At 65.3% G+C, this 24,990-nt stretch carries 21 protein-coding genes and 2 pseudogenes; 13 read left to right on the top strand and 10 right to left on the bottom strand.

Translation table 11 applies throughout. The annotated features are described in order from the left end of the window. Positions 1–3 precede the first annotated feature (3 nt). The 3 genes from ABIE53_RS16975 (at position 4) to ABIE53_RS16965 (ending at position 3,425) form a co-directional block, all read left to right on the top strand. On the top strand, positions 4–708 hold the full coding sequence (locus ABIE53_RS16975) for a TerC family protein (RefSeq protein WP_006049961.1): 705 nt from the start codon (positions 4–6) through the stop codon (positions 706–708). A gap of 145 nt (positions 709–853) precedes the next feature. Next, positions 854–1,486 (top strand): pilin, encoded by a 633-nt coding sequence (locus tag ABIE53_RS16970; protein ID WP_006049962.1) that lies wholly within the window; start codon positions 854–856, stop codon positions 1,484–1,486. Positions 1,487–1,646: 160 nt separating this feature from the next. Further along, positions 1,647–3,425 (top strand): PglL family O-oligosaccharyltransferase, encoded by a 1,779-nt coding sequence (locus tag ABIE53_RS16965; protein ID WP_006049963.1) that lies wholly within the window; start codon positions 1,647–1,649, stop codon positions 3,423–3,425. 52 nt (positions 3,426–3,477) lie between these two features. Here ABIE53_RS16965 and moaC read toward each other — a convergent pair whose 3' ends face one another. Then, on the bottom strand, positions 3,478–3,954 hold the full coding sequence (gene moaC, locus ABIE53_RS16960; protein WP_006049964.1) for a cyclic pyranopterin monophosphate synthase MoaC: 477 nt from the start codon (positions 3,952–3,954) through the stop codon (positions 3,478–3,480). 173 nt (positions 3,955–4,127) lie between these two features. On the opposite strand from moaC, the pseudogene ABIE53_RS16955 reads away from it, so the two are divergent. Then, a pseudogene (locus tag ABIE53_RS16955) lies at positions 4,128–5,859 on the top strand (M48 family metalloprotease). A gap of 61 nt (positions 5,860–5,920) precedes the next feature. On the opposite strand, the gene ABIE53_RS16950 reads toward ABIE53_RS16955, so the two are convergent. The 6 genes from ABIE53_RS16950 to ABIE53_RS16925 form a co-directional block, all read right to left on the bottom strand. Then, on the bottom strand, positions 5,921–6,511 hold the full coding sequence (locus ABIE53_RS16950) for a DUF2946 family protein (protein ID WP_006049966.1): 591 nt from the start codon (positions 6,509–6,511) through the stop codon (positions 5,921–5,923). Next, the gene (locus tag ABIE53_RS16945) at positions 6,504–7,643 is read right to left on the bottom strand and encodes a YheT family hydrolase (RefSeq protein WP_192698741.1); all 1,140 of its coding nucleotides are present in this window, start codon (positions 7,641–7,643) and stop codon (positions 6,504–6,506) included. The genes ABIE53_RS16950 and ABIE53_RS16945 overlap by 8 nt, the downstream gene beginning before the upstream one ends. 40 nt (positions 7,644–7,683) lie before the next feature. Beyond that, positions 7,684–8,130, bottom strand: coding sequence for a nuclear transport factor 2 family protein (locus ABIE53_RS16940; protein ID WP_006049968.1), 447 nt, complete (start codon positions 8,128–8,130; stop codon positions 7,684–7,686). Between the two features lie 168 nt (positions 8,131–8,298). Beyond that, positions 8,299–9,324, bottom strand: coding sequence for a lipopolysaccharide heptosyltransferase II (gene waaF / locus ABIE53_RS16935; protein WP_006049969.1), 1,026 nt, complete (start codon positions 9,322–9,324; stop codon positions 8,299–8,301). A 167-nt stretch (positions 9,325–9,491) separates the two neighbouring features. Beyond that, a complete protein-coding gene (locus ABIE53_RS16930) occupies positions 9,492–9,686 on the bottom strand; it encodes a zinc-finger domain-containing protein (RefSeq protein ID WP_006049970.1) in 195 nt (64 codons plus the stop codon). 44 nt (positions 9,687–9,730) lie between these two features. After that, positions 9,731–10,654, bottom strand: a complete 924-nt coding sequence (locus tag ABIE53_RS16925; protein ID WP_006049971.1) for a branched-chain amino acid transaminase — start codon at positions 10,652–10,654, stop codon at positions 9,731–9,733. A gap of 289 nt (positions 10,655–10,943) precedes the next feature. Between ABIE53_RS16925 and ABIE53_RS16920 the strand changes: the two are divergent. The 9 genes and pseudogenes from ABIE53_RS16920 (at position 10,944) to ABIE53_RS16880 (ending at position 20,523) form a co-directional block, all read left to right on the top strand. Next, positions 10,944–11,692 (top strand): annotated as a pseudogene (locus ABIE53_RS16920) (AzlC family ABC transporter permease). Continuing rightward, positions 11,689–12,012 carry an AzlD domain-containing protein gene (locus ABIE53_RS16915; RefSeq protein WP_006049973.1) on the top strand — a complete coding sequence of 108 codons (324 nt, stop codon included), beginning with the start codon at positions 11,689–11,691 and terminating at the stop codon, positions 12,010–12,012. Before ABIE53_RS16920 ends, ABIE53_RS16915 begins: the two are co-directional and overlap by 4 nt. 267 nt (positions 12,013–12,279) lie before the next feature. After that, entirely contained in the window at positions 12,280–13,473 is a 1,194-nt protein-coding gene (locus ABIE53_RS16910) for a phosphoglycerate kinase (RefSeq protein WP_006049974.1), read from the top strand. A gap of 400 nt (positions 13,474–13,873) precedes the next feature. After that, a complete protein-coding gene (gene pyk / locus ABIE53_RS16905; RefSeq protein ID WP_006049975.1) occupies positions 13,874–15,310 on the top strand; it encodes a pyruvate kinase in 1,437 nt (478 codons plus the stop codon). A 136-nt stretch (positions 15,311–15,446) separates the two neighbouring features. Beyond that, complete coding sequence (fba, locus tag ABIE53_RS16900) at positions 15,447–16,511, top strand: class II fructose-bisphosphate aldolase (protein ID WP_006049976.1); 1,065 nt, start codon at positions 15,447–15,449, stop codon at positions 16,509–16,511. A 154-nt stretch (positions 16,512–16,665) separates the two neighbouring features. Next, entirely contained in the window at positions 16,666–17,556 is an 891-nt protein-coding gene (locus ABIE53_RS16895; protein ID WP_006049977.1) for a phosphoribosylaminoimidazolesuccinocarboxamide synthase, read from the top strand. Between the two features lie 54 nt (positions 17,557–17,610). Beyond that, entirely contained in the window at positions 17,611–18,129 is a 519-nt protein-coding gene (gene purE, locus ABIE53_RS16890; protein WP_006049978.1) for a 5-(carboxyamino)imidazole ribonucleotide mutase, read from the top strand. A gap of 107 nt (positions 18,130–18,236) precedes the next feature. Next, the gene (locus ABIE53_RS16885; RefSeq protein WP_006049979.1) at positions 18,237–19,433 is read left to right on the top strand and encodes a 5-(carboxyamino)imidazole ribonucleotide synthase; all 1,197 of its coding nucleotides are present in this window, start codon (positions 18,237–18,239) and stop codon (positions 19,431–19,433) included. A 10-nt stretch (positions 19,434–19,443) separates the two neighbouring features. Beyond that, complete coding sequence (locus ABIE53_RS16880) at positions 19,444–20,523, top strand: L-threonylcarbamoyladenylate synthase (protein ID WP_006049980.1); 1,080 nt, start codon at positions 19,444–19,446, stop codon at positions 20,521–20,523. A 167-nt stretch (positions 20,524–20,690) separates the two neighbouring features. Here ABIE53_RS16880 and ABIE53_RS16875 read toward each other — a convergent pair whose 3' ends face one another. From ABIE53_RS16875 to dacB, 3 genes are all read right to left on the bottom strand, one after another. Continuing rightward, complete coding sequence (locus ABIE53_RS16875; RefSeq protein WP_006049981.1) at positions 20,691–21,944, bottom strand: SGNH/GDSL hydrolase family protein; 1,254 nt, start codon at positions 21,942–21,944, stop codon at positions 20,691–20,693. A gap of 82 nt (positions 21,945–22,026) precedes the next feature. After that, positions 22,027–22,989 (bottom strand): sterol desaturase family protein, encoded by a 963-nt coding sequence (locus tag ABIE53_RS16870; RefSeq protein WP_114156455.1) that lies wholly within the window; start codon positions 22,987–22,989, stop codon positions 22,027–22,029. 157 nt (positions 22,990–23,146) lie between these two features. Next, complete coding sequence (dacB, locus tag ABIE53_RS16865) at positions 23,147–24,868, bottom strand: D-alanyl-D-alanine carboxypeptidase/D-alanyl-D-alanine endopeptidase (RefSeq protein WP_044021249.1); 1,722 nt, start codon at positions 24,866–24,868, stop codon at positions 23,147–23,149. Positions 24,869–24,990 lie beyond the last annotated feature (122 nt).

The following is a 24,990-nucleotide window of genomic DNA, read 5'->3' as shown; positions in this document are numbered from 1 at the left end:
CTCATGCTCGAGTTCCTCGCCACGCTCCATTGGGGCGCAGTCATTCAGATCATCGTCATCGACATTCTGCTCGGTGGCGACAATGCCGTCGTGATCGCGCTGGCCTGCCGCAACCTGCCGCCCGCGCAGCGCACGAAGGGCGTGCTGTGGGGCACTGCGGGCGCGATCCTGCTGCGCGTGGTACTGATCGCGTTCGCGGTCGCGCTGCTCGACGTGCCGCTGCTGAAGTTCGCGGGTGGGCTGTTGCTGCTGTGGATCGGCGTCCGGCTGATGGCGCCGGCGCACGACGCGCACGAAAACGTGAAGCCCGCCGATAAGCTCATCTCGGCGATCAAGACGATCATCGTCGCCGATGCCGTGATGAGTCTCGACAACGTGATCGCTATTGCGGGCGCCGCCGAGGCCGCTGACCCGGAGCATCGCCTCGCGCTGGTGATCTTCGGACTCGTGGTGAGTATCCCGTTGATCGTATGGGGCAGCCAGATCGTGCTGAAACTGCTGGACCGGTTCCCGATCGTCATCACGCTCGGCGCCGCGTTGCTCGGCTGGATCGCGGGCGGGCTCATCATCAACGATCCGGCCGGCGACCGTTGGCCGGTCCTCGACACGCCGCTCGCCGAATACGGCATGAGCATCGCAGGCGCGCTGTTCGTCGTGATCCTGGGTTATGTGATCAAGCGCCGCAACGCGAAATCCGCGGCGGCCTGAAGGAACGCCAAGCATCACACCTGCGTGCGTTCCAGGTTCAACGTTAGCCATTCGGCTGACTGTCCGAGACGAGCGTCGCTCGCTACGATCAAAGCGCCTGTTCCCGATTCGTGGAGCAGGCGCTTTTCGTTTCAGGAGCCTGCCGATGATCGTCACCTTGCCTTATTCCCCTTATTCGCAATCCACGCTGGCGCACTCGCGATTCGCGCGAGCGCGCTGGTCCGCAACACTCGCGCGAGCGTGCCGCCGCGTCGGCTCGCGCCTCGGTCTCGGCTTCACGCTGATCGAACTGATGATCGTGCTGGCGATCGTCGGCGTGATCGCGGCCTATGCGATTCCCGCGTATCAGGACTACCTCGCACGCAGCCGCGTGGGCGAGGGACTGTCGCTCGCGTCGTCGGCGCGTCTTGCCGTGTCGGAAAACGCGGCGAGCGGCAACGCGTTCGGTGGCGGCTACGCGTCGCCGCCCGCGACGCGCAACGTCGAGTCCGTTCATGTCGACGACGACAGCGGGCAGATCACCGTCGCCTTCACGACGCGCGTGGCGCCGGCCGGTTCCAACACGATCACGCTCGTGCCGTCGGTGCCCGACAACATCGATGCGCCCACCGCGCGTGTCTCGTTGGCGAAGGGCGCGGTGCAGGCGGGCGCGCTCGCGTGGGAATGCTTTGCCGGCGGCAAGACCGCGTCGTCGTTGCCGGCGCCGGGCGCAGGTCCGATGCCCGCGCAGGCGCCGACCTTGCCCTCACACCTCTCACCTCCCGAGTGCCGCGCGTAATGCAACACGCGTGATGCGACACGCGCGACGCATGCACGCACGGATAGCTAGCCGTTCAAACGTAAATCGCTGATTTTCGGGATATTTCGGCCCAGCCGGCGCACAGCGCAAGGATTTTTTTGTATAGTGCGCCGGTTGCTGACGCCCACCCGCTTACTCGATGCCCACACCTTTCGCGCGCTACCTTTCTCTCATTCTGTTGGCTCTCGCGTTGGTGCTGCCTTATGCAGTCGTCAACCATACCTATCCGATTCCGACGTTCTACGCTGAATTCACAGCCCTCGCTTTGTACCTGCTGATGGGCGCCGGCGTGGTCTTGCTGGTCGCGGGTTCGCAGCCGCGCATCGGCTTTGCGTCGCCCGTGGTGGCGCTCGTGCCGCTGCTGTTCGGGCTGTTGCTGGTCGCGCAGTCGGTGCTGCTGCCGGTCTCGCAACCGTCGATGAACTGGCTCGGCGGCGGCTTTCTGTTGGCTGCATTCATGGCGACACACGCGGGCTACGGCTTCGCGCGCGCGAAGCTCAGCGAGACCGCGTTGCGCTGGGCGGCTTGCGCGCTGGTCGTCGGCGGGCTGTTTGCAGTGTTCTGCCAGGTCATCCAGCTCTTTCACCTGGAGACGCGCGTGTCGCCGCTCGTGGTCGCGTATAACGTGACGGTCGAGCGCCGGCCGTTCGGCAACATGGCGCAGGCGAACCACCTCGCCACGTATATCGCGTTCGCGATGGCCGGCGCGCTGTTCCTCGTGCAGACGCGCCGGATCGCCGTCCCGATCTGGGCTCTCGTCTCCACCATCTTTGCAGTGGGGCTCGCGTTGACGGTGTCGCGCGGCCCGTGGCTGCAAATGGGTGTGATCGTCGTGGCCGGTTTCTGGATGGCGTTCGCGCAGACCCGCGCCGAACCGCAGTTGCGCCGCAGTCATCGGCAATGGCTGATTCCCATTGCGCTCGCTGTGCTGTTCTTCGTCGTGAATGCGCTGATTCGCTGGGCCAACGTGCGCTATCACCTCGAACTCGGGCAGTCGGCGGCGGATCGTTTCAAGGACGCCGGCCAGATCGCGCCGCGGCTCGCGCTGTGGAAATACGGCTGGACGATGTTCCGCACGCATCCGTTGCTGGGCGTCGGCTGGGGCGAGTTTCCGAGCTATCAGTATCAGTACGCGAAGACGCTCGGCGGCGTCGAGATCGCCAATAACTCACACGACGTTTTCATCGATCTGCTCGCGAAAACCGGCCTGATCGGTCTTGCGATCGTGCTGTTCGGCCTCGTCACGTGGCTGGTGCGTGTGGTGCGCGCACCGCAGAGCGCCGGGCGCGTATTCGGCATTGCGCTGATCGGCGTGCTCGTCATGCATGCGCTCGTCGAATATCCGCAGCAGTACATGTTCTTCCTGCTGCCGGCCATGTTCGTGTTCGGCCTGCTCGAGACGCGTCCGTTGCGGCTCGTGCCTGCGCGTCTGTCGTTTGGCGTATTCGCGGCGATCGTGTTCGGCGGCATTGCCGCGCTTTATCCGGTGTACCGCGATTACGCGCGCGCCGAGGTGCTGTACTACGGCTCGCGTCCGGCCGAGCAATATCGCGCGGACCCGTCGTTCCTTTTCCGGGCGTGGGGCGGGTACGGCATGGCAACGCTGTTGCCGATGAACTCGATGGACCTTCAGCACAAGCTCGCGATGCATCGTCAGGCGATGGCGCTGTTGCCCGGCGAAACCGTGCTGCGTCGTTATGCGGTGCTACAGGCGTTGAGCGGAGACACGGCCGCGGCATTCGATACCGTCGAGCGACTGAAAATCTTCGCGGAGGAACTGAAAGACTGGCCGTCGCAGTTGAGCTATCTGTATCAACTCTGCGATGAACAGAAGACGCTTGCCGGCTTCAAGGCGGAACTCGTCAAGCGTTACGGTCTGCCGTCGGGCGATGTCGAGCAGGAAGACGACGAGGAGTGAGGCGGGTCTTGGGTGGAAGTATCGGAGGAGGAGCGTGATCGCGAGCGTCGCCTTACGCCGCCACCCAATCCCCCGACTTCCCACCATGCTTCTCCATCACCCTCACATCGGTGATCGTCATCCCGCGATCCACCGCCTTGCACATGTCGTACACCGTCAGCAGCCCGACCTGCACGGCGGTGAGCGCTTCCATCTCGACCCCGGTTCTGCCTAGCGTTTCCACCTGCGCGGTGCAATGCACGGCGGGCGTCTTGTCGTCCAGTTCGAAGTCCACCTTCACGCGTGTCAGCGCGAGCGGATGACACAGCGGAATCAGATCCGCCGTGCGCTTTGCGCCTTGAATCGCGGCGATACGCGCAACGCCGATCACGTCGCCCTTTTTTGCGTTGCCGTCGCGGATCAGCGCGAAGGTTTCGGGCAGCATGCGGATCGAGCCGCGCGCGATGGCGATGCGCTTCGTCTCCTGCTTGCCGCCGACGTCCACCATATGCGCGTCGCCGGCAGCGTCGAAATGAGTGAGTTCAGGCATGGTTGGCTCCTTCAGAGGGCGCCTATCATAGCAGTGCGGTGCGCCCGTCCGGCCCTGCGCCGGCCTGCCGGATGAGTGCGTCGACTGATTACAATTGCGCCATGCCCGCTATCTTAGTCGCGCGATGATCCGAGCGGCGGGCGTCGCTTTCGACTCCGTCATACGAACTCGCAATGCGTCTGAAACGGTCTCTTGCTGCGTTGCTCTGTGTTGCGCTGGCCGCGCCGCCTGGCGCGTTCGCGCAGACACGCGCGGCGTCCGGCGCTGCGCCGATGCAGTCCGCTGAGCCGCCGCTCGTCAGCGGGCCGGTCGAGTCATACGCCGATCCGATCGTGCCGCCCGACATCGCGCAAGGCGTATTCGGCGTGTACGGCGGCGCGCAAAGCCGCTTCTCCGGCAACTCGGGCGCGAACCGCGGTAGCAACGGTGGTGGCACCGGCGGCTGGCGTGCGCCGATCGTCGCGCAGCAATTGCCCGACCTCGGCAGCGGCGGCGCGGGGACGCTCACGCCACAAGCCGAGCGCAAGCTAGGCGAACGCGTGATGCGCGACTTGCGGCGCGACCCCGACTATCTCGACGACTGGCTGGTGCGCGACTATCTGAATTCGGTCGCCGCGAAACTCGCCGCAGCGGCGAACGCGCTGTATATCGGCGGCTATCGGCCGGACTTCGATCTGTTCGCCGTGCGCGACGCGCAGATCAACGCGTTTTCGCTGCCCGGCGGTTTCATCGGCGTGAACACGGGGCTGATCGTCGCGACGCAAAACCGAATCCGAACTCGCGTCCGTACTCGGTCACGAGATGGGCCATGTCCTGCAACGCCATATCTCGCGGATGATCACCACGGGCGAGCGCAGCGGCTACGCGGCGCTCGCGGGCATGCTGTTCGGCGTTCTCGCGGGCGTGCTTGCGCATAGCGGCGACCTGGGCAGCGCGATTGCGATTGGCGGTCAGGCTTACGCCGTGGACAACCAGTTGCGCTTTTCGCGCTCCGCCGAACACGAGGCGGACCGCGTCGGCTTTTTGCTGCTCGCCGGCGCGGGCTACGATCCGTACGCGATGACGGCGTTCTTCGCCCGTCTCGACCGTGCGGCGATGAGCGATACCGGCATTCCGGCCTACGCGCGCACGCACCCGCTGACCGGCGAGCGGATCGCCGACATGGAAGACCGCGCGCGGCGTGCGCCATACCGGCAACCGCATCAGGTGGCCGAGTACGGTTTCGTGCGCGCGCGGGCGCGCTTGCTGCAGGACCGCTCGCGCAGCGAATACGCCGACGAGATTTCGCGCATGCGCTCCGAAATCGAAGACCGCACGGCGCTGAACGTCGCGGCGAACTGGTATGGCATCGCGTATGGCCAGATGCTGCTCGAGCGTTACGACGACGCGGCTTCGTCGCTGGCGTCGTCGCGTGCGGTGTTTTCGGCTGGGGCACAGGCGGACGGCGACGCCGCGCGCACTTCCCCAAGTCTCGACGTGCTCGCCGCCGACATCGCGCGGCGTGCCGGCCGCGACGAAGACGCGGTGCGTCTTGCCGATCTCGCGCAAAAGCGCTGGCCGCAATCGAACGCCGCCATCGACATGCACATTCGCACCTTGCTGAGCTTGCGGCGATTCGCCGAGGCGCAGGCGCTGGCGCAGAAGGAGACGCGCGCGCAGCCGGATCAGCCGGCGTGGTGGTTGTATCTGGCGCAGGCGAGCGCGGGGACGGGCGATGCGCTCACGCGTCATCGCGCGCTTGCCGAGAAATTCGCGCTGGAAGGCGCGTGGCCGTCCGCGATCCGCCAATTAAAGGACGCGCGCGATATGAAGACGATCGGCTATTACGATCTGGCTACCGTCGACGCGAGGCTGCACGAGATGGAGAACCGCTACAAGGAAGAGCGGCTGGATGAGAAGGGTTAGGCGCGAAGTTCATGAACCCGCTCCTCTGAAGCATGCAAGCTGCGCGACGAGATGCCGAACCTCAAACCATCGCAGCCGGACTCGCCACAAACCCAAAGCGCGACGCAACTTCTTCGCTCCGTATCGGCTGAAGCGGCAACGTGACGCCGCCGTTCCAGTGGAACTCGCCGCTCAGGGAGTCGTCGGCGAGCGTCGCGTGGTCCGCGAAAACTTCGAGATCGTGATCGTGCAGAACGGCGATGCGCGGCGGCGCTGAGGGATTGCCAGGATCGGAAGCACCAGCGAACAGAATCCCGCCCTCATCGTCGGCAAACACGGCCGACGGTTCGAAACCATTGCCCACCTGATCTTTCAGCGCGAGCGCGCCGTCCGCCTCGACCGACAAACGCACGACCCACGGCGTATAGCCCAGCTCGACATACACGCGCTGCGGTCCGTTCTGAAAGAACCACTGCCCGCGTTCGTCGCGCTCGTAATTGCGATTGATGAAGCCGAGCAGCGCTTCGTGACGGATCGGCGTGCCGGGTGATCCGCTCGCCTGCGCGGCTTCGTCGCGCATGCGCCACTGGCCGCGCCGGTCGAGCATGAGCCAGCCGGTGCAAGCCGGTACGTTCGGCCACTTGGCCAACGCCTGTTTGACGATGTCATCCATGATCGACGTGCTGCTCCAGATAGCCGAACACGCGCCGCGACAACCAGTCGATCCGGCCAGGAAACGGTCCGGTCATGAAGCCGGCGTGACCGCCATGCCTCGGCTGATCGAGCTCCACCGCCGCCGACACCTCATGCCGCGACGGCAGCGCCTCGGCGGGCAGGAACGGATCGTTGCGCGCGTTCAGGACGAGCGTGGGCACCTGAATGTGCGGCAGCAACGGCCGCGTGGTGGCCACGCTCCAGTACTCGTCGGTATCGCGAAAGCCGTGCAGCGGTGCGGTCACGACGTTGTCGAACTCGTACATCGTACGGCTCGCGAGCATCGCGCCGCGGTCGAACAGGCCGGGAAACTGTACGAGCTTCTGGTCGGCCTTCTGCTTGAGCGTCTTGAGGAAGCTGCGCGTGTAGATCATGCCGAAGCCTTGCGACAACGCGCGGCCCCCGGCGTGCACGTCGATGGGCGTCGAGATCGCAGCGGCGGCGTGGACGACCGACGCCGCATCTTCGCGCCGCTCGCCGAGCCAGCGCAACAGCACATTGCCGCCGAGCGACACGCCCGCGGCGACGAGCGGCCCGCGATGCGCGGCGCGCAGGCGTCGCAAAATCCAGTCGACTTCGTTGCTGTCGGCCAGATGATAGAAGCGCGGCAAGCGGTTCAGCGCGCCGCTGCAACTGCGAAAGTGCGGCACCACGCCGTGCCAGCCATATTCGCGTGCGGCCGCCATCAACGACGATGCGTAATGCGAGGCGGAGCTGCCTTCCAGGCCGTGGAACAGGACGAGCAACGGCGCTTCGGCTGAGGGACTCTGACTAAGCGCCGCGTCTGCTGTCATGACCGAGGCTGGCGCGTTGTCGTGCCGAACCCAGTCGACGTCGATGAAATCGCCGTCAGGCGTGTCCCAGCGCTCGCGGCGAAACGACACGGCCGGGCGGCGCGCGAACAGCGACGGCACGATGGTTTGAACGTGCTTGTTCGGCAACCAGAGCGGCGCACGATAGAGCAGGTCTTTGGCGACCTCGACGGTGGCTTCGATTGTGGCTTCGACAGCCGCCGCGGCGCGAGCCGCGTCATCGGGAGCGGGGCGCTCTTGTGGCGTCCCCCACGGGGACTTGCTGCGGGGCGTGCTCATGCCGGCTTCGAAGCGAGAGTGTGGCGGCGCGGAGCGCGCGTCAGTGAAGCGACCCTTGGCCGTGCCGCATCTTGGTCGCGAACTGGCTGGCTGCTTCATTGGGCATCGGGCTCGCGTGAATGTGCGCGATGCGCCATTCGCCGCGTTCATGGACCATCACGTAGGTGGTGAAGACCATCGCCGGCGTGGCTTTCGGATCGACCGGACGATGCGCTTCCGCGATCGCATAAACGACCGTGCCGAGACTGTCGTAGACGCGAATGTCGAGCGGCTCGATCGAGACCGGCGCGGTTTCCAGCTGGATCTGCAAGCCCGTGCGGATGCTTTCGAGGCCGTGCAGATGCGAGCCGTCGGCGCAAATGCAGCTCACGAACTCCTCATCGATCCACAGGCCCATCAGGCTGTCGATATTGACCTCGGCGACGGCCTGGTAATAGGCGTTGAGGGTATCGGCGGCGGCTTCGAAGATATGGGCAAAACGTGGCATGGCTCGTCAGTCTCTTGTGCGCGGCGCGCGGTTGCAAGGCAGCGGTCAGCGGGACAGTCCGGTGCGCCGGACATTCGCACCCGAGCGCCAGAATGCCCGCGCCGCAAGGCGCGAACATGACGCGACGCGCTCAGGGGCGTGCGGTGTTGCGTGCAAGTGTCAGCCGGCTCAGCGGTGCGCGAGCAACATGCCGCGCAAATCGCCGAAAACCTGCTCGGCGCTCAACTGCTTCAGGCAGTTCAGATGACCCAGCGGACACTCGCGCTGAAAACAGGGGCTGCATTCGAGATGAAGCCATTGTACCTTCGCAAGCTCCGACAAGGGCGGCGTGTGCCGCGGATCGGTCGAGCCGTAGACGGCCACGAGCGGCCGGCGCAGCGCGGCCGCGACGTGCATCAACCCGGAATCGTTGGTGACGACTGCGTTGGCCCGCGAGATCAGCGCGCACGCTTCGCCGAGCGCCGTCTGGCCGCACAGATTGCGCACGTTCGGCGCTTTTTCGGCGATGGCCTGCGCAAGCGGCGCATCTTTCGGCGAACCGAGCGCGACGATCTGCGTGTACGGGAACGACTGGCCGACCATTTGCGCGAGCGCCGCGAAGTGCTCCGGCGGCCAGCGCTTGGCCGGGCCGTATTCCGCGCCGGGGCAGAACACGAGCAACGGCACCCGCGTGTCGAGATTGAAGCGCGCCGATACGCGCGCCGCCTCGTTCAGATCGGCGTCGAGCCGCGGCATCGGCAGGTCGTCGGGAATCTTCGCGCCGGGCGCGTAGGCGAGAGCGGCGTAATGGCCGACCATCGGCGGACGCTCGTCCTTGCGCGGATTCGCGTGGCGCACGTTCAACAGGCCGATGCGGCTTTCTCCGGTATAGCCGATGCGCAGCCGGATGCCGGCCATCCACGGAATCAGCGCGGATTTCAGCGAGTTCGGCAGCACATAGGCCGCGTCGTAGCCGACGTCGCGCAAGTCGCTCGCGAGCTGCCAGCGACGCAGCATCTGCAGCTTGCCGTGCGCGAGATCGGTCGCGTAGACGTCGCGGATTTCCGGCATGCGTTCGAGCACGGGCGCGACCCACGAGGGCGCGACCGCGTCGATCGCCATGCGGGGATGCAGTTTCACGAGGCGCGCAAAAAGCGGCTGCGCCATCAATGCGTCACCGATCCAGTTCGGTGCGATAACCAACGCGCGACGCATCAGAGTGGGTGTCCGGTGTCGAAACGAAGCGCCGCGCGCGATGCGCGTGGCGCTTCGTTTAAATGAAAGTAAAGGGAAAAGGCCGTCGGCCGCAGGCACGCCGCAACGGCGCGCCCGCAATCAGTCGACAGCCGATGACGCAGACGAACGGCGCTCAGGTGTGAGGTTCAGTGACCCTTGATCACTTCGCCGTCGCGCAGCTTGTAACGCGTGCTGCAATAAGGGCAGCGCGCCTCGCCGTGCGAGACGTCGATAAAGACGCGCGGGTGCGCACTCCAGCGCGGCATGGCCGGATTCGGGCAGTACGCCGGGAGGTCTTTTGCCGTGAGTTCGACCAGCGGCATTTCCTTGATATCGCTCATGAGACTTTCTCGTTGTATGCAGGGTGCGCGCGGTGCAATGCGCGTTAAATCTTGGTCAGCCAGTGCGCGTACTTGTCGCTCTTGCCGTTGACGATGTCGAAGAAGCCCGACTGCAGCTTCTCCGTGATCGGGCCGCGGGCGCCCGCGCCGATGGTGCGGTTATCCAGTTCGCGGATCGGCGTGACTTCCGCGGCGGTGCCGGTGAAGAACGCTTCGTCGCAGGTGTAGACCTCGTCGCGCGTGATGCGCTTTTCGATCACCTGGATGCCCGCGTCGCGCGCGAGCGTGATGACCGTGTCGCGCGTGATGCCGTCGAGGCACGACGACAGGTCCGGCGTGTACAGCTTGCCGTTGTTCACGAGGAAGAAGTTCTCGCCCGAGCCTTCCGACACGTAGCCGTCCACGTCGAGCAGCAGCGCTTCGTCGTAACCGTCGGCGACGGCTTCCTGGTTCGCGAGGATCGAGTTCACGTACCAGCCCGACGCCTTCGCGCGGACCATCGACACGTTCACGTGATGACGCGTGAACGACGACGTCTTCACGCGGATGCCCTTGGCAAGCCCGTCTTCACCGAGGTAAGCGCCCCACGGCCACGCCGCGATCGCGACATGAATGGTATTGCCCTTGGCCGACACGCCGAGCTTTTCCGAGCCGACCCAGATGATCGGGCGCAGATAGCACGACTCGAGCTTGTTTTCGCGGACCACTTCGCGCTGCGCGGCGGCGAGCGTTTCATGGTCGAACGGCACGTCCATCTGAAAGATCTTGGCCGAGTTCAGAAGACGCTTGGTGTGTTCCTGCAGACGGAAAATCGCGGTGCCGCCGTCTGCCGTCTTATAGGCGCGCACGCCTTCGAAAACGCCCATGCCGTAATGCAGCGTGTGGGTCAGCACATGGATCTTGGCATCGCGCCAGTCGATCAGCTTGCCATCCATCCAGATCTTGCCGTCGCGGTCGGCCATTGACATACGGTTCTCCAGCAGGTGCGTGTTGGTGTGGAACCCCAAGCCCGTCGACTCGCGCGGGCGCCCGAAGCGCGGGAAAGCCGGGACGCGCCCGAAATTTCCGATGGGGTGCAGCGAAGAGCGTTATTTTAGCGTCTTTTGCACACGAAACGGGCATTTGGACGCAGGTCGGGCGCTATAATTCGGCGCACGCATAATTCACATCCGGCCGCGCCAGCGGGTGCTTCACGACCTGGCGCCGATTTCGCTCCATTTCCTCATCGCGGCCTTCGGCGCCCGCGCTTTTCGCCTCATGCTCGCTCGCCTGTCAGATACCGATCGCCGCGCTTTCCTCGAGGGCGCGCGCGCCTATTCGCCCACGCTCATGGCGATCTGCTCGTGGGGGCTCGTCACCGGCATCGCGATGAGCAAGTCCGTGCTCACGCTGCCGCAGGCGCTCGCCATGTCGCTGCTGTGTTACGCCGGTTCGTCGCAACTCGCCGTGCTGCCGCTCCTCGCCGCCAAGCTGCCCATGTGGACGGTGCTGCTCACGGCCGCGATGGTGAATACGCGTTTCGTGATCTTCAGCGCGTCGGCCTTGCCCCGCATTTTTCCTATCTGTCGATGTGGCGGCGCATCGCGCTCGGCTACTTCAACGGCGATGTGATCTATCTGCTGTTCCTCAAGAAGAACTTCCCGACCGGCTACGTGCCCGGCAAGGAGGCGTACTTCTGGGGCATGGCGGTGTCCAGCTGGCTGTCGTGGCAGGTGGCGTCGATAGCGGGCATTCTGCTGGCGAGCCTGATTCCGGATAACTGGGGACTCGCGCTCGCGGGCACGCTGGCGCTGCTGCCCATCATGGTCGCGGCGATCGCCACGCGTTCCACGCTGGTGGCGGTGTGCATCGCGGGCATCGTGTCGTTGCTCGCTTTCGATTTGCCGTATCGCCTCGGGCTGCCGCTTGCGGTCATCGCGGCGATTCTCGCGGGCAGCGCGGCCGATCTGATGGCCGAGCGCGCCGACTTGCGCCGCGTTCGCAACAGCGCGGGAGATTCGCGATGACGTCCGTGGAAGTGTGGCTCGCCATTCTCGGCATGACCGTCGTCACCGCGGTGACACGCGCGATGTTTCTAATCGGCGGCGAACGCACGGTTTTGCCGGCGCGCGTGCAGCGCATGCTGCGCTACGCACCCGCCGCGGCGCTCGCCGCCGTCGTACTGCCGGACGTGCTCGGCACGCCCGACGGCCTGTCGTTCGCGCCGTCGAACCATGAGTTCTATGCGGCGCTCGCCGGCCTCGGCTGGTTTTTGTGGCGGCGCACCATGCTTGGTACGATCGTCGTCGGAATGATCGTGTTCACGGTCTTGCGCCTCTTGATGTAGTTTCAGGCGTTGCGATGTTGCATTGCGGCATGCGCCGCGCGGCATTCGAATACGGGAGATTCGCCCGCGGGCGGGTCAGAAGGCTGTGCGGATCAGTTAAAATGCCCCTTTCCGGGATGACCGCGCCAACGCCTGGCGCCCGCGCCGCGGCGTTCGCACCGGCCTCCCGCTTCGTGGGGGCCGCCGTGCCGACGCGCCGCAGTTGCTGCGCCGAAAGCCGTGTGCGCCGTCCGCCATCGCCTTCCATCAACTCGCACACAAACGCCCATGAACAAGGTACTGCGTCTCTCCGATCTGATCGCCGAAGGCAAGCTGTCCGGCAAACGAGTGTTCATCCGCGCCGATCTCAACGTGCCGCAGGACGATCAGGGCAACATCACCGAAGACACCCGCATCCGCGCCTCGGTGCCGGCGGTCAAGGCAGCGCTCGACGCGGGCGCCGCGGTGATGGTCACGTCGCACCTGGGCCGTCCGACCGAAGGCGATTTCAAGCCGGAAGACTCGCTCGCGCCGGTCGCGAAGCGTTTTGCCGAACTGCTCGGCCGCGACGTGCCGCTGGTGGCGAACTGGGTCGAAAACGGCGTGAACGTCGCGCCGGGCCAGGTCGTGCTGCTGGAAAACTGCCGCGTCAACAAGGGCGAAAAGAAGGATTCCGACGAGCTCGCGCAGAAAATGGCGAAGCTCTGCGACATCTACGTAAACGACGCGTTCGGCACCGCGCACCGCGCCGAAGCGACCACGCACGGCATCGCCAAATATGCGCCGGTGGCTTGCGCCGGTCCGCTGCTGGCCGCCGAACTCGAAGCGCTCGGCCAGGCGCTGGGCGCGCCGAAGCGCCCGCTGGTCGCGATCGTCGCGGGCTCCAAGGTTTCGACCAAGCTGACCATTCTGAAGTCGCTCGCCGAGAAGGTGGATCAGCTGATCGTCGGCGGCGGCATTGCGAACACGTTCATGCTGGCCGCGGGCCTGAAGATCGGCAAATCGCTGGCCGAAGCCGATCTGGTGAGCGAAGCCAAAGCCATTATCGACGCAGCGAAGGCGCGCGGCGCATCGGTGCCGATTCCGACCGACGTGGTCACGGCCAAGGAGTTCTCGCCGACCGCCAAGGCCGAAATCAAAGCCGTCGCGGACGTCGAAGACGACGACATGATCCTCGACATCGGACCGGACACCGCGAAGGCGCTCGCCGCGCAACTCGAAAAGGCCGGCACCATCGTGTGGAACGGGCCGGTCGGCGTGTTCGAGTTCGACCAGTTCGGCAACGGCACCAAGACGCTGGCCGACGCGATCGCGAGGTCGTCGGCATTCTCGATTGCGGGCGGCGGCGATACGCTCGCTGCGATCGCCAAGTACGGCATCCACGACAAGGTCAGCTATATCTCGACGGGCGGCGGCGCTTTCCTCGAGTTCCTCGAAGGCAAGAAGCTGCCGGCGGTCGAAGTTCTGGAATCGCGGGCTTAACGTGGCGGCGCGCTCCCCAACGGCGAAGTCTGCGAAAGCGAACGGTCAGCGCGGCAAGCCGCGCGACACCGCGGCAGCAACGGCGGGGGAGCGTACAGCGCGCCCCGACGCCGCGACGGCGGCCAAGGAGTCCGAGCTTGCCGGCACGGTTGCCGCCGCGCTGGCCACCGCACTCGAAGCTGCTGCCGGCGAAGCCACGCCGGCGGTCAGCGAATCGGAGCAATCCGTCGCACCCACATCTCCACCCGCGCCCCCCGCGCCGGTGTCGAATACCGCTTCACCCCATAAAGCGACGCTGGTTTCAACCGGCGCGCAGCCCCTGGCAGCATCTTTCGGTGCGCAGCCTCCGCATCCGACTCGCAGCGCTCTTTCCAGCGATCCTATCCAGACGAGGAGACTCATGCATCGCGCCACCAAGATTGTCGCTACCATCGGACCGGCTTCCAGCACGCCGGAGATCCTGCTGCAAATGATTCAGGCAGGCGCCGACGTGGTGCGGCTCAATTTCTCGCATGGCACCGCGGACGACCACCGCCAGCGCGCCGAATTCGTGCGCGAGGCGGCTCGCCAGGCGGGCCGCGAGGTCGCCATCATGGCGGACCTGCAAGGCCCGAAGATCCGGGTCGGCAAATTCGAAAACGGCAAGGTCACGCTCGTCTCCGGCGAGCCGTTCATCCTCGACGCCGACTGCGAGCTCGGCAACCAGGAACGCGCGGGTCTCGACTACAAGGACCTGCCGCGCGACCTGAAGCCGGGCGACGTGCTGCTGCTCAACGACGGCCTGATCGTGCTGAACGTTCAGCGCGTGCTCGGAAACGAGATCCACACGATCGTGAAGATCGGCGGCGACCTGTCGAACAACAAGGGCATCAACCGCCAGGGCGGCGGCCTGACAGCGCCCGCGCTGACCGCCAAGGACATGGAAGACATCCGCACGGCCATGTCGCTCGGCGTCGATTTCGTCGCGGTGTCGTTCCCGAAGAACGCGACCGATATGGAAATGGCGCGGCAGCTCGCGAACATCGCCGGCGCGCCGTATGGCATCAAGCCGAAGATGATCGCCAAGATCGAGCGCGCGGAAGCCATTCCGGCGCTGCAAGGCATTCTGGACGCATCGGACGGCATCATGGTCGCGCGCGGCGATCTCGCCGTGGAAGTGGGGAATGCCGCAGTCCCCGCGCTGCAAAAGCGCATGATTCGGATGGCGCGCGAATCGAACAAGTTCGTGATTACCGCGACGCAGATGATGGAGTCGATGATCTACGCGCCGGTGCCGACGCGCGCCGAAGTGTCGGACGTCGCGAACGCAGTGCTCGACGGCACGGACGCGGTGATGCTGTCGGCGGAATCGGCGGCGGGCAAGTATCCGGTGCAGACCATCGAGACAATGGCCGCGATTTGCGTGGAAGCCGAGAAGTCGGAGCAGTCGGAACTGGACAAGGATTTCCTCGACCGCACGTTCACGCGCATCGACCAGTCCATCGCGATGGGCGCGCTGTTCACGGCGTTCCATCTGGGCGCGAAGGCGATTGTCGCGTTGACCGAATCCGGCTCGACCGCGCTGTGGATGTCGCGTCACTGGACGCACGTGCCGATTTTCGCGCTCACGCCGCGCGTCGGCAGCGAGCGGGCCATGGCGCTGTACCGCAACGTGACTTCGCTGCATCTGGACACGAACACCGACCGCGACACGGCGTTGCAACAGGCGTTGGAGACGGTCGTCGGCAAGGGTTATGCGTCGCGCGGCGACATGGTCGTGCTGACCGTCGGCGAGCCGATGGGCCAGGCCGGCGGCACCAATACGCTGAAGATCGTGCGCGTCGGCGAGCCGTATTGACCGGCGGTACTGGCCGACTGGCGCAGGCTTGATCGAGCGAAGCAGGCTGGCCGACAGGTATGCGGCTTGCTTCGCTTTCTGATCGCCCAAAAGATGCCGGCGGCAAAAGAATTCGTTTCAATCTAAGGAGTACAGCATGCCTCTCGTATCAATGCGTCAACTGCTGGACCACGCCGCTGAAAACGGCTACGGCCTTCCGGCATTCAACGTGAACAACCTGGAGCAGGTGCAGGCGATCATGGCGGCGGCCGACAAGGTCAACGCTCCGGTCATCATGCAGGCATCGGCCGGCGCGCGTAAGTACGCGGGCGAAGCGTTCCTGCGCCATCTGATCGAAGCAGCGGTCGAGTCCTATCCGCACATTCCCGTCGTGATGCATCAGGACCACGGCCAGTCGCCGGCGGTCTGCATGGCGGCGATCCGCAGCGGCTTCACCAGCGTGATGATGGACGGCTCGCTGGAAGCCGACGGCAAAACCGTCGCTTCGTACGAGTACAACGTCGAAGTGTCGCGCAAGGTGGTGGAAGCGGCGCACTCGATCGGCGTGACGGTCGAAGCCGAACTCGGTGTGCTGGGCTCGCTGGAAACCATGAAGGGCGACAAGGAAGACGGCCACGGCGCGGAAGGCACGATGACCCGCGAGCAATTGCTGACCGACCCGGAGCAGGCCGCCGACTTCGTCAAGCTCACGCAATGCGACGCGCTGGCCATCGCCATCGGCACCTCGCACGGCGCGTACAAGTTCAGCAAGAAGCCGACGGGCGATATTCTGTCGATCCAGCGCATCAAGGAAATTCACCAGCGCATTCCGAACACGCACCTGGTGATGCACGGTTCGTCGTCGGTGCCGCAGGAACTGCTGGCCGAGATCCGCGAATTCGGCGGCGACATGAAGGAAACCTACGGCGTGCCCGTCGAGGAAATCCAGGAAGGCATCAAGCACGGCGTGCGCAAGGTCAATATCGACACCGACCTGCGTCTCGCGATCACCGGCGCGATTCGCCGCTACATGGCGACCAATCCGGGCAAGTTCGATCCGCGCGATTATCTGAAGCCGGCGCGCGAAGCCGCGATGAAGATTTGTATCGAGCGCTACACGCAATTCGGCTGCGAAGGCCAGGCCGGCAAGATCAAGCCGGTTTCGCTTGATAAAATCGCGGAGAAGTACAAGTCGGGCGAACTCGCGCAAGTCGTCCGCTAAGCTCCCGTTAAGCTCGCGGTTGCGTCATTTTTTGCTGTGCGCCTGGCCGTTTGGCCAGGTTGTCGTCAGATCGCCGTTCCCGCATCATCCGGGGAACGGCGTTTCCCTTTTGTTCCGCTCACACTTTTTGCCTCACTTTTAGCGAACCACGACGATGTCTACCCTTTACGAATCCACGCTCCGCTCGCTGCCGCTGCTCGGCCGCGGTAAAGTCCGCGACAACTATGCGGTGGGCAACGACCAGTTGCTGATCGTCACGACCGACCGTCTGTCGGCGTTCGACGTCATCATGGGCGAGCCGATTCCGAACAAGGGTCGCGTGCTCAACGAAATGGCCAACTTCTGGTTCGAGAAGCTCAAGCACGTCGTGCCGAATCACCTGACGGGCGTGGCGCCCGAGTCGGTCGTGGCGGCTGACGAAGTCGAGCAGGTCAAGGGCCGCGCGGTGGTCGTCAAGCGCCTGGAGCCGATTCTCGTCGAAGCCGTGGTGCGCGGTTATCTGGCCGGCAGCGGCTGGAAGGACTACCAGGCCACCGGTTCGGTGTGCGGCGTGGAATTGCCGCCGGGCCTGCAAAACGCGCAGAAGCTGCCTGAGCCGATTTTCACGCCGGCAGCGAAGGCCGAAATGGGGCATCACGACGAAAACATCACCTACAACGAGATGGAACGCCGCATCGGCACCGAACTGTCGGCCACGATCCGCGACATCTCGATCCGGCTGTACAAGGAAGCCGCTGACTATGCGGCGACGCGCGGCATCATCATCGCGGATACGAAGTTCGAGTTCGGTCTGGACAACCACGGCAAGCTGTACCTGATGGACGAGGCGCTCACCGCCGATTCGTCGCGCTTCTGGCCGGCCGACCAGTATCAGGTTGGCACGAATCCGCCGTCGTTCGACAAGCAGTTCGTGCGCGACTGGCTTGAAACGCAAGACTGGGCGAAAGAGCCGCCCGCGCCGAAGCTGCCGGACGACGTGGTCCAGAAGACGGGCGAAAAATACCAGGAAGCGCTCGAACGTCTGACCGGGCACAAGCTCGCCTGACCGCTTCCGACCCGCCAACCCGTAGCAGCGAAGCCGCAAGAGGAAAGCCGCAAGATGAGTGAAGCACAGACCGCCCATACGCATGGCGCGCCGGTTGTCGGCGTGCTGATGGGCTCCAGCTCCGACTGGGAAGTGATGAAGAACGCCGTCGCGATTCTGCAGGAATTCGGCGTGCCGTACGAAGCGAAGGTCGTCTCCGCGCACCGCATGCCGGACGAAATGTTCGCCTATGCTGAAAGCGCGCGCGAGCGCGGCATCCGCGCGATCATCGCGGGTGCGGGCGGCGCGGCGCATCTGCCGGGCATGCTGGCCGCCAAGACCACGGTGCCGGTGCTCGGCGTGCCGGTGGCGAGCAAGTACCTGAAGGGCGTCGACTCGTTGCATTCGATCGTGCAGATGCCCAAGGGCGTGCCTGTCGCGACCTTTGCGATCGGCGAGGCGGGCGCGGCGAATGCAGCGCTCTTCGCCGTGTCGATCCTGAGCGGCACGAGCGCGGAATACGCGGAGAAGCTGGCGGCGTTCCGCGTGCGCCAGAACCAGGCGGCTCACGCGATGGTGCTGCCGGCGCTGTGAGCGCCAACTGACCAGCGACTGCTACACGACGTCCCCTGTCCGACCTACCCGCCGGGCGCTTGCCACTGCTGAACCGCATGCACGCCCGGCCGCGACCGACCACCAAGATGAACCCAGACAACACACCGGTTTCACCGATTCTGCCAGGCGCATGGCTTGGCATGGTCGGTGGCGGCCAGCTCGGCCGCATGTTCTGCTTTGCCGCACAGGCCATGGGCTACCGCGTCGCCGTGCTCGATCCGGACGAAAACAGCCCGGCAGGCTCGGTCGCCGACCGCCATCTGCGCGCGGCTTACGACGACGAAGCGTCGTTGACCGAACTCGCGCGGCTGTGCGCGGCGGTCTCCACTGAATTCGAGAACGTCCCGGCCGCAAGCCTCGACTTCCTCGCGAAGACCACGTTCGTCAGCCCCGCCGGCCGCTGCGTGGCCGTCGCACAGGACCGCATCGCCGAGAAGCGCTTTATCGCGTCGTCGGGCGTGGCGGTCGCGCCGCATGTCGTGATCGAATCATCGGACGCGCTCGCCGCAATGGACGATGCACAGCTCGACGCCGTGCTGCCCGGCATCGTCAAAACGGCGCGCATGGGCTACGACGGCAAAGGCCAGATCCGCGTGCGCAATGCCGAGGAAGTGCGCGAGGCGCACGCGTCGCTCGGCGGCGTGCCGTGCGTGCTCGAAAAGCGTTTGCCGCTCAAGTTCGAAGTCTCCGCATTGATAGCGCGCGGCTCGAGCGGCACGTCGGCCGTCTATCCGCTCGCGCAGAACACGCACCGCGACGGCGTGCTGTCGCACACCATCGTGCCGGCGCCGGACGCGAGCGCGACGCTTGTCCAGCAGGCGCAACAGGCCGCGCTGCAAATCGCCGACAAGCTCGGCTATGTCGGCGTGCTGTGCGTCGAATTCTTCATTCTCGAAGACGGTTCGCTGGTGGCCAACGAAATGGCGCCGCGTCCGCACAACTCGGGGCACTACACCGTCGACGCCTGCGCGACCAGCCAGTTCGAACAGCAAGTGCGCGCGATGACCGGCATGCCGCTCGGCGACACGCGTCAGCATTCGCCGGCCGTCATGCTGAACATTCTCGGCGACGTGTGGTTCCCAAGCGGGCCTAAGGGCGCGTCGGTCACGCCGCCCTGGCACGAGGTGGCGGCGATGCCGGCCGCCCGCCTGCATCTGTACGGCAAGGAAGAAGCGCGTTGCGGCCGCAAGATGGGCCACGTGAACTTCACTGCCGCGACGCTCGAAGAAGCGCGCACGGCGGCACGCGATTGCGCGCGCCTTCTGCATATCCCCACGAGCTGACGCGCGCGCCATGCCCGATCCACAGACACCCGGCCAGGCCGGCCATTCCGACCAATCCGGCGAAGGCGCCGCGAACGCGCTGCCTGTCAGCGCCGCGCAGATCGAGCATGCGGCGGCGCTGCTCGACGCGGGCGGTCTCGTCGCGTTTCCGACGGAGACGGTCTATGGCCTCGGCGGCGACGCGGAAAATCCCGACGCCGTCGCGCGCATCTACGCGGCAAAGGGCCGGCCGGCCAATCATCCGGTGATCGTGCATCTCGCGCCGCAGGGCGATCCGAACTATTGGGTCGAGCACTTGCCGCAAGAGGCGCAGCGTCTGATCGACGCCTTCTGGCCGGGGCCGCTCACGCTGATTCTGAAGCGCGCGGCGCGCATCCCGGCGGCCGTCAGCGGCGGGCAGGATTCCGTTGGCTTGCGCTGTCCGTCGCATCCTGTGGCGCAGGCGCTGCTCGAAGCGTTCAGCTCGTTGCGCGCCGGGCACGGCGGCGTGGCGGCGCCGTCGGCGAATCGTTTTGGGCATGTGAGCCCGACCACCGCGCAGCATGTGCGCGACGAGTTCGGCAGTGCGATTCATGTGCTCGACGGCGGCGCGTCCGACGTCGGCATCGAGTCGACCATTGTGGATTTGTCGCGCGGATTCCCCGCGTTGCTGAGGCCGGGCCGGGTCACGCCGCAAGACATCGCCGATGTGCTCGGCGAAGCGCCGCGCCTGCCCGATGGTTCCGACGCCACCGCGCCACGTGCTTCCGGCACGCTGAAGGCGCATTACGCGCCGCGCACGCCGCTCGCATTGCTGCCGTTCAATGCGCTCGAGCCGTTGCTCGCCGCGCGCGCAGCCGGCGAGCGCGTTGCGCTCGTCGCGCGGGCATCGCGAGCGGGGCATTGGGCCGACGCCGAGGGCGTGCACTTCATCGCCGCGCCGGAAGATCCGCATGTCTATGCACGCGAGCTGTACGGCTTGCTGCGCGCGCTGGATCGCGCGAACGTCGCGCGTATTCTGATTGAGAAGCTGCCTGATACGATCGAATGGATCGCCGTGAACGATCGGCTCGGCCGCGCCGCGGCCGCGTTCGAGGCGCAAGGGCACTGAGTTTTGCTTTGCTGTCGCTTCGCAAGCGCTTGATCGAAGCCGCAATAAACACGCAATAAAAAAACGCCTGGCTACTCAATCGACAGAATCGATAAGCCAGGCGTTGCTCAATCCTTCCTTCGCGGAAAGCGACCGCGCGCCGCGCGGCCGAACTCCACTCACTCCACTTACTTACCCAGTCCCGTCGCCGCGATCTGCTGCTGAACGTACTGCGCGAACAGCGCGTGCATGTGCGAGCTCGGGTGAACCGTGTCCGCGAACATGTAGGTCTGATCCGCGCCGGCCACCGTGTACGTCTGCGGCGAGCAGAACAGCGAAGAGCCGAACTGCGCGCCGTACTGCTCCGGCGTCAGCCCGTTCGTCGCGCTCGGATTGGCGCGGGCGTAAGCGGTTGCGTTGGTCTGCATCGCGGTAAGGTTGCAGGCCGTGCCGGTGTTCGACACCGTGAAGCCGAGCGCCTTGTAGTTCGGCAACTGCTGATCCTGCCAGGTGAACGCATCGACCACGATCACCTTGCCCGTTCCGAGCAGACCGAGCGCCGTGAGGTTCTGCACGAACAGATAGTTATACGCCGCGGAGATTCCCGACAGCAGCGCGGCCGAGCCCGGCGTGCTCGCGTTGGCCGCGACGCCGAGCGGCGTATTGCCGATGTCCGGCACCGTCGACACCACGACGTGCGTCGCGCCCGCGTTGACGATGGTCTTGACTTGCGCGGCGAGCTGGCTGGCAGCCTGAGCAACCTGGGGATTGGACAATTGCTGCAGATAGCCGACGATGAACGCAACCTGGCCCGCCTGCGTATTCGGCAGCTTGCCTGCCTGCACGAGCAACGGGAACTGCGTCTGCAGCGCGGCGCCGAGCGCCGTGAGATTCGCGGTGTTTTCGGCGAACTGGAAGATGTCGTTCGCGCCGCCGTTCACGAGCACGAGCTGGTTCGCATTGAAGCTCGTATGGGCGCTCAGGTAGTTCTGCACCTGACCCACGATAGGCACGGTCGTGGCCGCCATATTGTTCGGCGCCCAGCCTTTGCCTTGAGCATTGACGACGTCCGAGCCGCCCTGGGCGTAACCGAAGCCGCCTGCCGCGGCGAGCGGCTTACCGAAGCCGCCGAGGTAGGCGGGCTTCAACGTGTCGCCGTAATACTCGGCGACTTTTTGCGTCCACACTTCGCCGGGGTTGGTCGTGAAGCGGCCGCCGCCGAAGCTCCCCTGGATGACCGGCGCATACGTGCCGACGTCCGACAGGCTGTCGCCGAACGAGACCACCTGCAGCTTGACGCCGCCTGCCGGCGTGCTGCTGCTGGCGTTGTTGTTGTCATCGCCGCCACCGCCGCAAGCGGCGAGCAGCGCAAACGCGGCGCTGGCTACGGCAATTTGCGTGACGCGCAACCAATCCTGTTTCCTCGATGCTGTTTGCTTCATGTTGGCTACATCTCCTCGTATGTTTGGCCCTTGCGCCATGTATTGCAGGCCGCGTCCGCCGCGTCGGCGGCGTGACGACAGCTTACAGAATCTTCCAGGGTCTGCGTCGTGCTGATAACGCGGCCTTGTTGTTGTTTTCGTTGTCGTTGAGCGTTGTGTGGGCCGTTGAAGCAGCCATGCGCCGCGCATGATAATCGGCGGCCCACGCGGGCGGCGCGAACAGCGCGCGCAGCTTGTCGGGCACACTGCGCGCGCTCGCGAAGTCGCGCGCCATCGACGCCCATTCGTGAAACGTCGCCCTCAGCGGGTTGTAGGTATGAAGCGGCTCGACGATGCCGTAGACCGGCGGCTCGCGCGGGTCTTCGTCGACGTAACTGCCGAACAGCCGGTCCCAGATCACCAGCACGCCCGCATAGTTGCGGTCGATATAGCGGTCGTTGCGCGCGTGATGCACGCGATGAATCGACGGCGTGTTGAACACGTATTCGATCCACGCAAACTTGCCGCCGATCTTGCCGATCGCCTGCGTATGCACGAAAAACTGGAAGCCGAGATTGATCAGCACGATCGCCACGATCTGCTTCGGCGGAAAGCCGAGCACGGCAAGCGGAATCCAGAAGAGCCACATGCCCGCAACCGGATACATGAGGCTCTGCCGGAACGCGGTCGAAAAATTCATCCGCTCCGACGAGTGATGTACGACATGCGCGGCCCACAACCAGCGCACGCGATGACTGCAACGGTGAAACACGTAGTAGAGCAGATCCTGCGCGACGAACAGCAGCGCAAACGAGAGCCAGCCCGCTTGCCAGATGTGGACGCGGTAGTGATCGTAGAAGAACGCATAGACGGGGAGAATCGCGAGCCACGCGAGCTTGTCGGCGGCTTGCTGCATGAGCGCGAGCGCCGCATTGCAGAGCGTGTCGCGCCAGCTATAGAGCCGTGCGCCGGGGCGCGTTCGCCGCAGGTGCCACGCCTCCCAGCCGATACATGCGAGAAAGACTGGCGCCATGGCGAGCAGCAGCAATTCGGCATCGAATTGCATGGTGTCTTCCTCCGTGGTCCCTTGCCGCCGCGTGACATGCCGCGGTGTTCTGTCGTGGGTTGTTGTTATGGTTCGGGCGTGACATGCGGCCCGAACACTGCCCGACAGCGTACACGGTTACGCGCGTGGCGCGCGTGGCCTTCGCTAGAAGGAATCCTCAATGGGCGCCGCGCGTGCGCGGGTTTTTCCTGGGCTTGCCGCGCGGTGCCGCGCTCGCCGGTTCGGCGGCGGGCGCGGAGATTTTGCTGAAGCCCGTGGCCGGTCCTTGATAAACCCATTCGAGCAGCGCGTCGTGCGCCGCGCGCGCGGCTTCCGAATGCGGATCGTTGATGAAGCTCACCACGACATAGCTGTTGCCGTCCGCGGATGCCACATAGCCCGCGATCGCGCGCACGTCGCGCAAGGTGCCGGTCTTGATCTGCGCGTTGCCGCCCGCGCCCTGGTTGGTCAGGCGGTTGCGCATCGTGCCGTCGACACCCGCAATCGGCAGCGACTGCACGAACACCTGCGCCACCGGACTTGCGTTCGCCCGTTGCAGCAAATCGGCGAGCGAGAGCGCCGTGATGTGCTCGTCACGCGAGAGGCCCGAGCCGTTGTCGAGCGTCAGATATTCCATGTCGATGCTGTCGCGCCGCAGGAAGGCCTCGATCGCGCGGGCCGATTTGGCGGTCGTGGCGGGCGGCTTTTCTTCAGCCGCGCCGATCGACAGGAACAGGTTGCGCGCCATCGTGTTGTTGCTGAACTTGTTGATGTCGCGCACGACGTCCGACAGTATCGGCCCCTGATGCGTGGCGACGAGCTTCGCGCCGACGGGGACCGCCCCTTCGCGTGTCGTGCCGCTGAACGTGCCGCCGGTTTGCTGCCACAGCGCAAGGAAGCCGCCCGCGAAGAACGCCGAATGATCGAGCACCGCGACGTTGATCGTGCGCGGGCCGCAGCGCACCGAATAGTCGCCGGCGAACGACGCGACGACCGTGCCGTTCGGCGTCGGCGTGACGGTGGGCGAGACGGAAGCCGCTTCGCCGCGGCACGGGCCGTTGACCGCGCGCATCTGATTGTCGATCTGCAACTGCGCGAGGGCGGGCAGGACGTCGATTGCGACGGTGCCGTCCGGCGAAGGCGTCAGCGTGAACGACAGCGACTTGAACGCGTACAGCAGCGGATCGGGACCGACGTTGTACGGCGCGTTGGCGTCGTCGTCGAAGGCGGGCAGGTCGCGCGTCGACGGATCGAAGTAGCGCTTGTCGAGCACGAGCGCGCCGTCGATGCCGCGAATCCCGGCCTTGTGGATCTTCTCCACGAGGTCGATCAGTTCCTCGGGCACGAGCTTCGGGTCGCCCGTGCCCTGAATGTACAGATTGCCGTGCAGCACGCCGTTGGCGTCGAGCGTGCCGTCGCTATAGGCGCTCGTGCGCCAGCGGTAGTCGGGGCCGAGAATGGACAGGCCGGCGTAAGTGGTGACCAGCTTCATCGTCGATGCCGGCATCATCGGCTTGCCGGCGTTCAACGCGACGATCGGCGTGCGGTCGCCGACTTTCTCGACGACCACGCTGATCGACGACAACGGTACGTGCGCGCGCTGCAAGCCGATCATGACGGACTGCGGCAACACGGTGCTGACGTTCACGCTCGGATGCGTGGCCTTGACGCGCGCCTCGGCGGCGAGCGGCAACGATGCGGAGCCGACGAGCGCCGCGCAGACGAACAGCCACGCCGCGTTCGCGCGCGTCACAACGCGGCGTGGCGGTATTGAAGGCGGCGTCGAAACCGAAGCGTCAGCCGAACAGGCGATGAAAGCGATGAAAGCGGAACTCAGGCGCGAACGCAGCGCCGCGTAATGAAAACGGCGTGCGACGGAAGAGATGAAAGCGTGCGTCATGAACGGGCGAGAAAGCAAAATGTCAGGGCGTTGTGCGACGCAAAGCGCCCATTGTAGTGACATGCGTGCAGCCTGCGGCGAAAAATGCGTCGTCGGGCGCGCAGTGCGAAGCGGGCGCTAGA

It is taken from the genome of Paraburkholderia sp. OAS925 (assembly GCF_040543975.1).
Lineage (GTDB): Bacteria > Pseudomonadota > Gammaproteobacteria > Burkholderiales > Burkholderiaceae > Paraburkholderia > Paraburkholderia graminis.
The sequence above is the reverse complement of the archived record's forward strand: the minus strand, read 5'-3'. Positions and strand labels throughout refer to the sequence as shown.

Bases quoted from the DNA above. Each gene is read 5' to 3' on its own strand.
- ABIE53_RS16975 (WP_006049961.1), top strand. From the start codon at position 4: ATGCTCGAGTTCCTCGCCACGCTCCATTGGGGCGCAGTCATTCAGATC.
- ABIE53_RS16970 (WP_006049962.1), top strand. From the start codon at position 854: ATGATCGTCACCTTGCCTTATTCCCCTTATTCGCAATCCACGCTGGCG.
- ABIE53_RS16965 (WP_006049963.1), top strand. From the start codon at position 1,647: ATGCCCACACCTTTCGCGCGCTACCTTTCTCTCATTCTGTTGGCTCTC.
- moaC (WP_006049964.1), bottom strand. From the start codon at position 3,954: ATGCCTGAACTCACTCATTTCGACGCTGCCGGCGACGCGCATATGGTG.
- ABIE53_RS16950 (WP_006049966.1), bottom strand. From the start codon at position 6,511: ATGGATGACATCGTCAAACAGGCGTTGGCCAAGTGGCCGAACGTACCG.
- ABIE53_RS16945 (WP_192698741.1), bottom strand. From the start codon at position 7,643: ATGAGCACGCCCCGCAGCAAGTCCCCGTGGGGGACGCCACAAGAGCGC.
- ABIE53_RS16940 (WP_006049968.1), bottom strand. From the start codon at position 8,130: ATGCCACGTTTTGCCCATATCTTCGAAGCCGCCGCCGATACCCTCAAC.
- waaF (WP_006049969.1), bottom strand. From the start codon at position 9,324: ATGCGTCGCGCGTTGGTTATCGCACCGAACTGGATCGGTGACGCATTG.
- ABIE53_RS16930 (WP_006049970.1), bottom strand. From the start codon at position 9,686: ATGAGCGATATCAAGGAAATGCCGCTGGTCGAACTCACGGCAAAAGAC.
- ABIE53_RS16925 (WP_006049971.1), bottom strand. From the start codon at position 10,654: ATGTCAATGGCCGACCGCGACGGCAAGATCTGGATGGATGGCAAGCTG.
- ABIE53_RS16915 (WP_006049973.1), top strand. From the start codon at position 11,689: ATGACGTCCGTGGAAGTGTGGCTCGCCATTCTCGGCATGACCGTCGTC.
- ABIE53_RS16910 (WP_006049974.1), top strand. From the start codon at position 12,280: ATGAACAAGGTACTGCGTCTCTCCGATCTGATCGCCGAAGGCAAGCTG.
- pyk (WP_006049975.1), top strand. From the start codon at position 13,874: ATGCATCGCGCCACCAAGATTGTCGCTACCATCGGACCGGCTTCCAGC.
- fba (WP_006049976.1), top strand. From the start codon at position 15,447: ATGCCTCTCGTATCAATGCGTCAACTGCTGGACCACGCCGCTGAAAAC.
- ABIE53_RS16895 (WP_006049977.1), top strand. From the start codon at position 16,666: ATGTCTACCCTTTACGAATCCACGCTCCGCTCGCTGCCGCTGCTCGGC.
- purE (WP_006049978.1), top strand. From the start codon at position 17,611: ATGAGTGAAGCACAGACCGCCCATACGCATGGCGCGCCGGTTGTCGGC.
- ABIE53_RS16885 (WP_006049979.1), top strand. From the start codon at position 18,237: ATGAACCCAGACAACACACCGGTTTCACCGATTCTGCCAGGCGCATGG.
- ABIE53_RS16880 (WP_006049980.1), top strand. From the start codon at position 19,444: ATGCCCGATCCACAGACACCCGGCCAGGCCGGCCATTCCGACCAATCC.
- ABIE53_RS16875 (WP_006049981.1), bottom strand. From the start codon at position 21,944: ATGAAGCAAACAGCATCGAGGAAACAGGATTGGTTGCGCGTCACGCAA.
- ABIE53_RS16870 (WP_114156455.1), bottom strand. From the start codon at position 22,989: ATGCAATTCGATGCCGAATTGCTGCTGCTCGCCATGGCGCCAGTCTTT.
- dacB (WP_044021249.1), bottom strand. From the start codon at position 24,868: ATGACGCACGCTTTCATCTCTTCCGTCGCACGCCGTTTTCATTACGCG.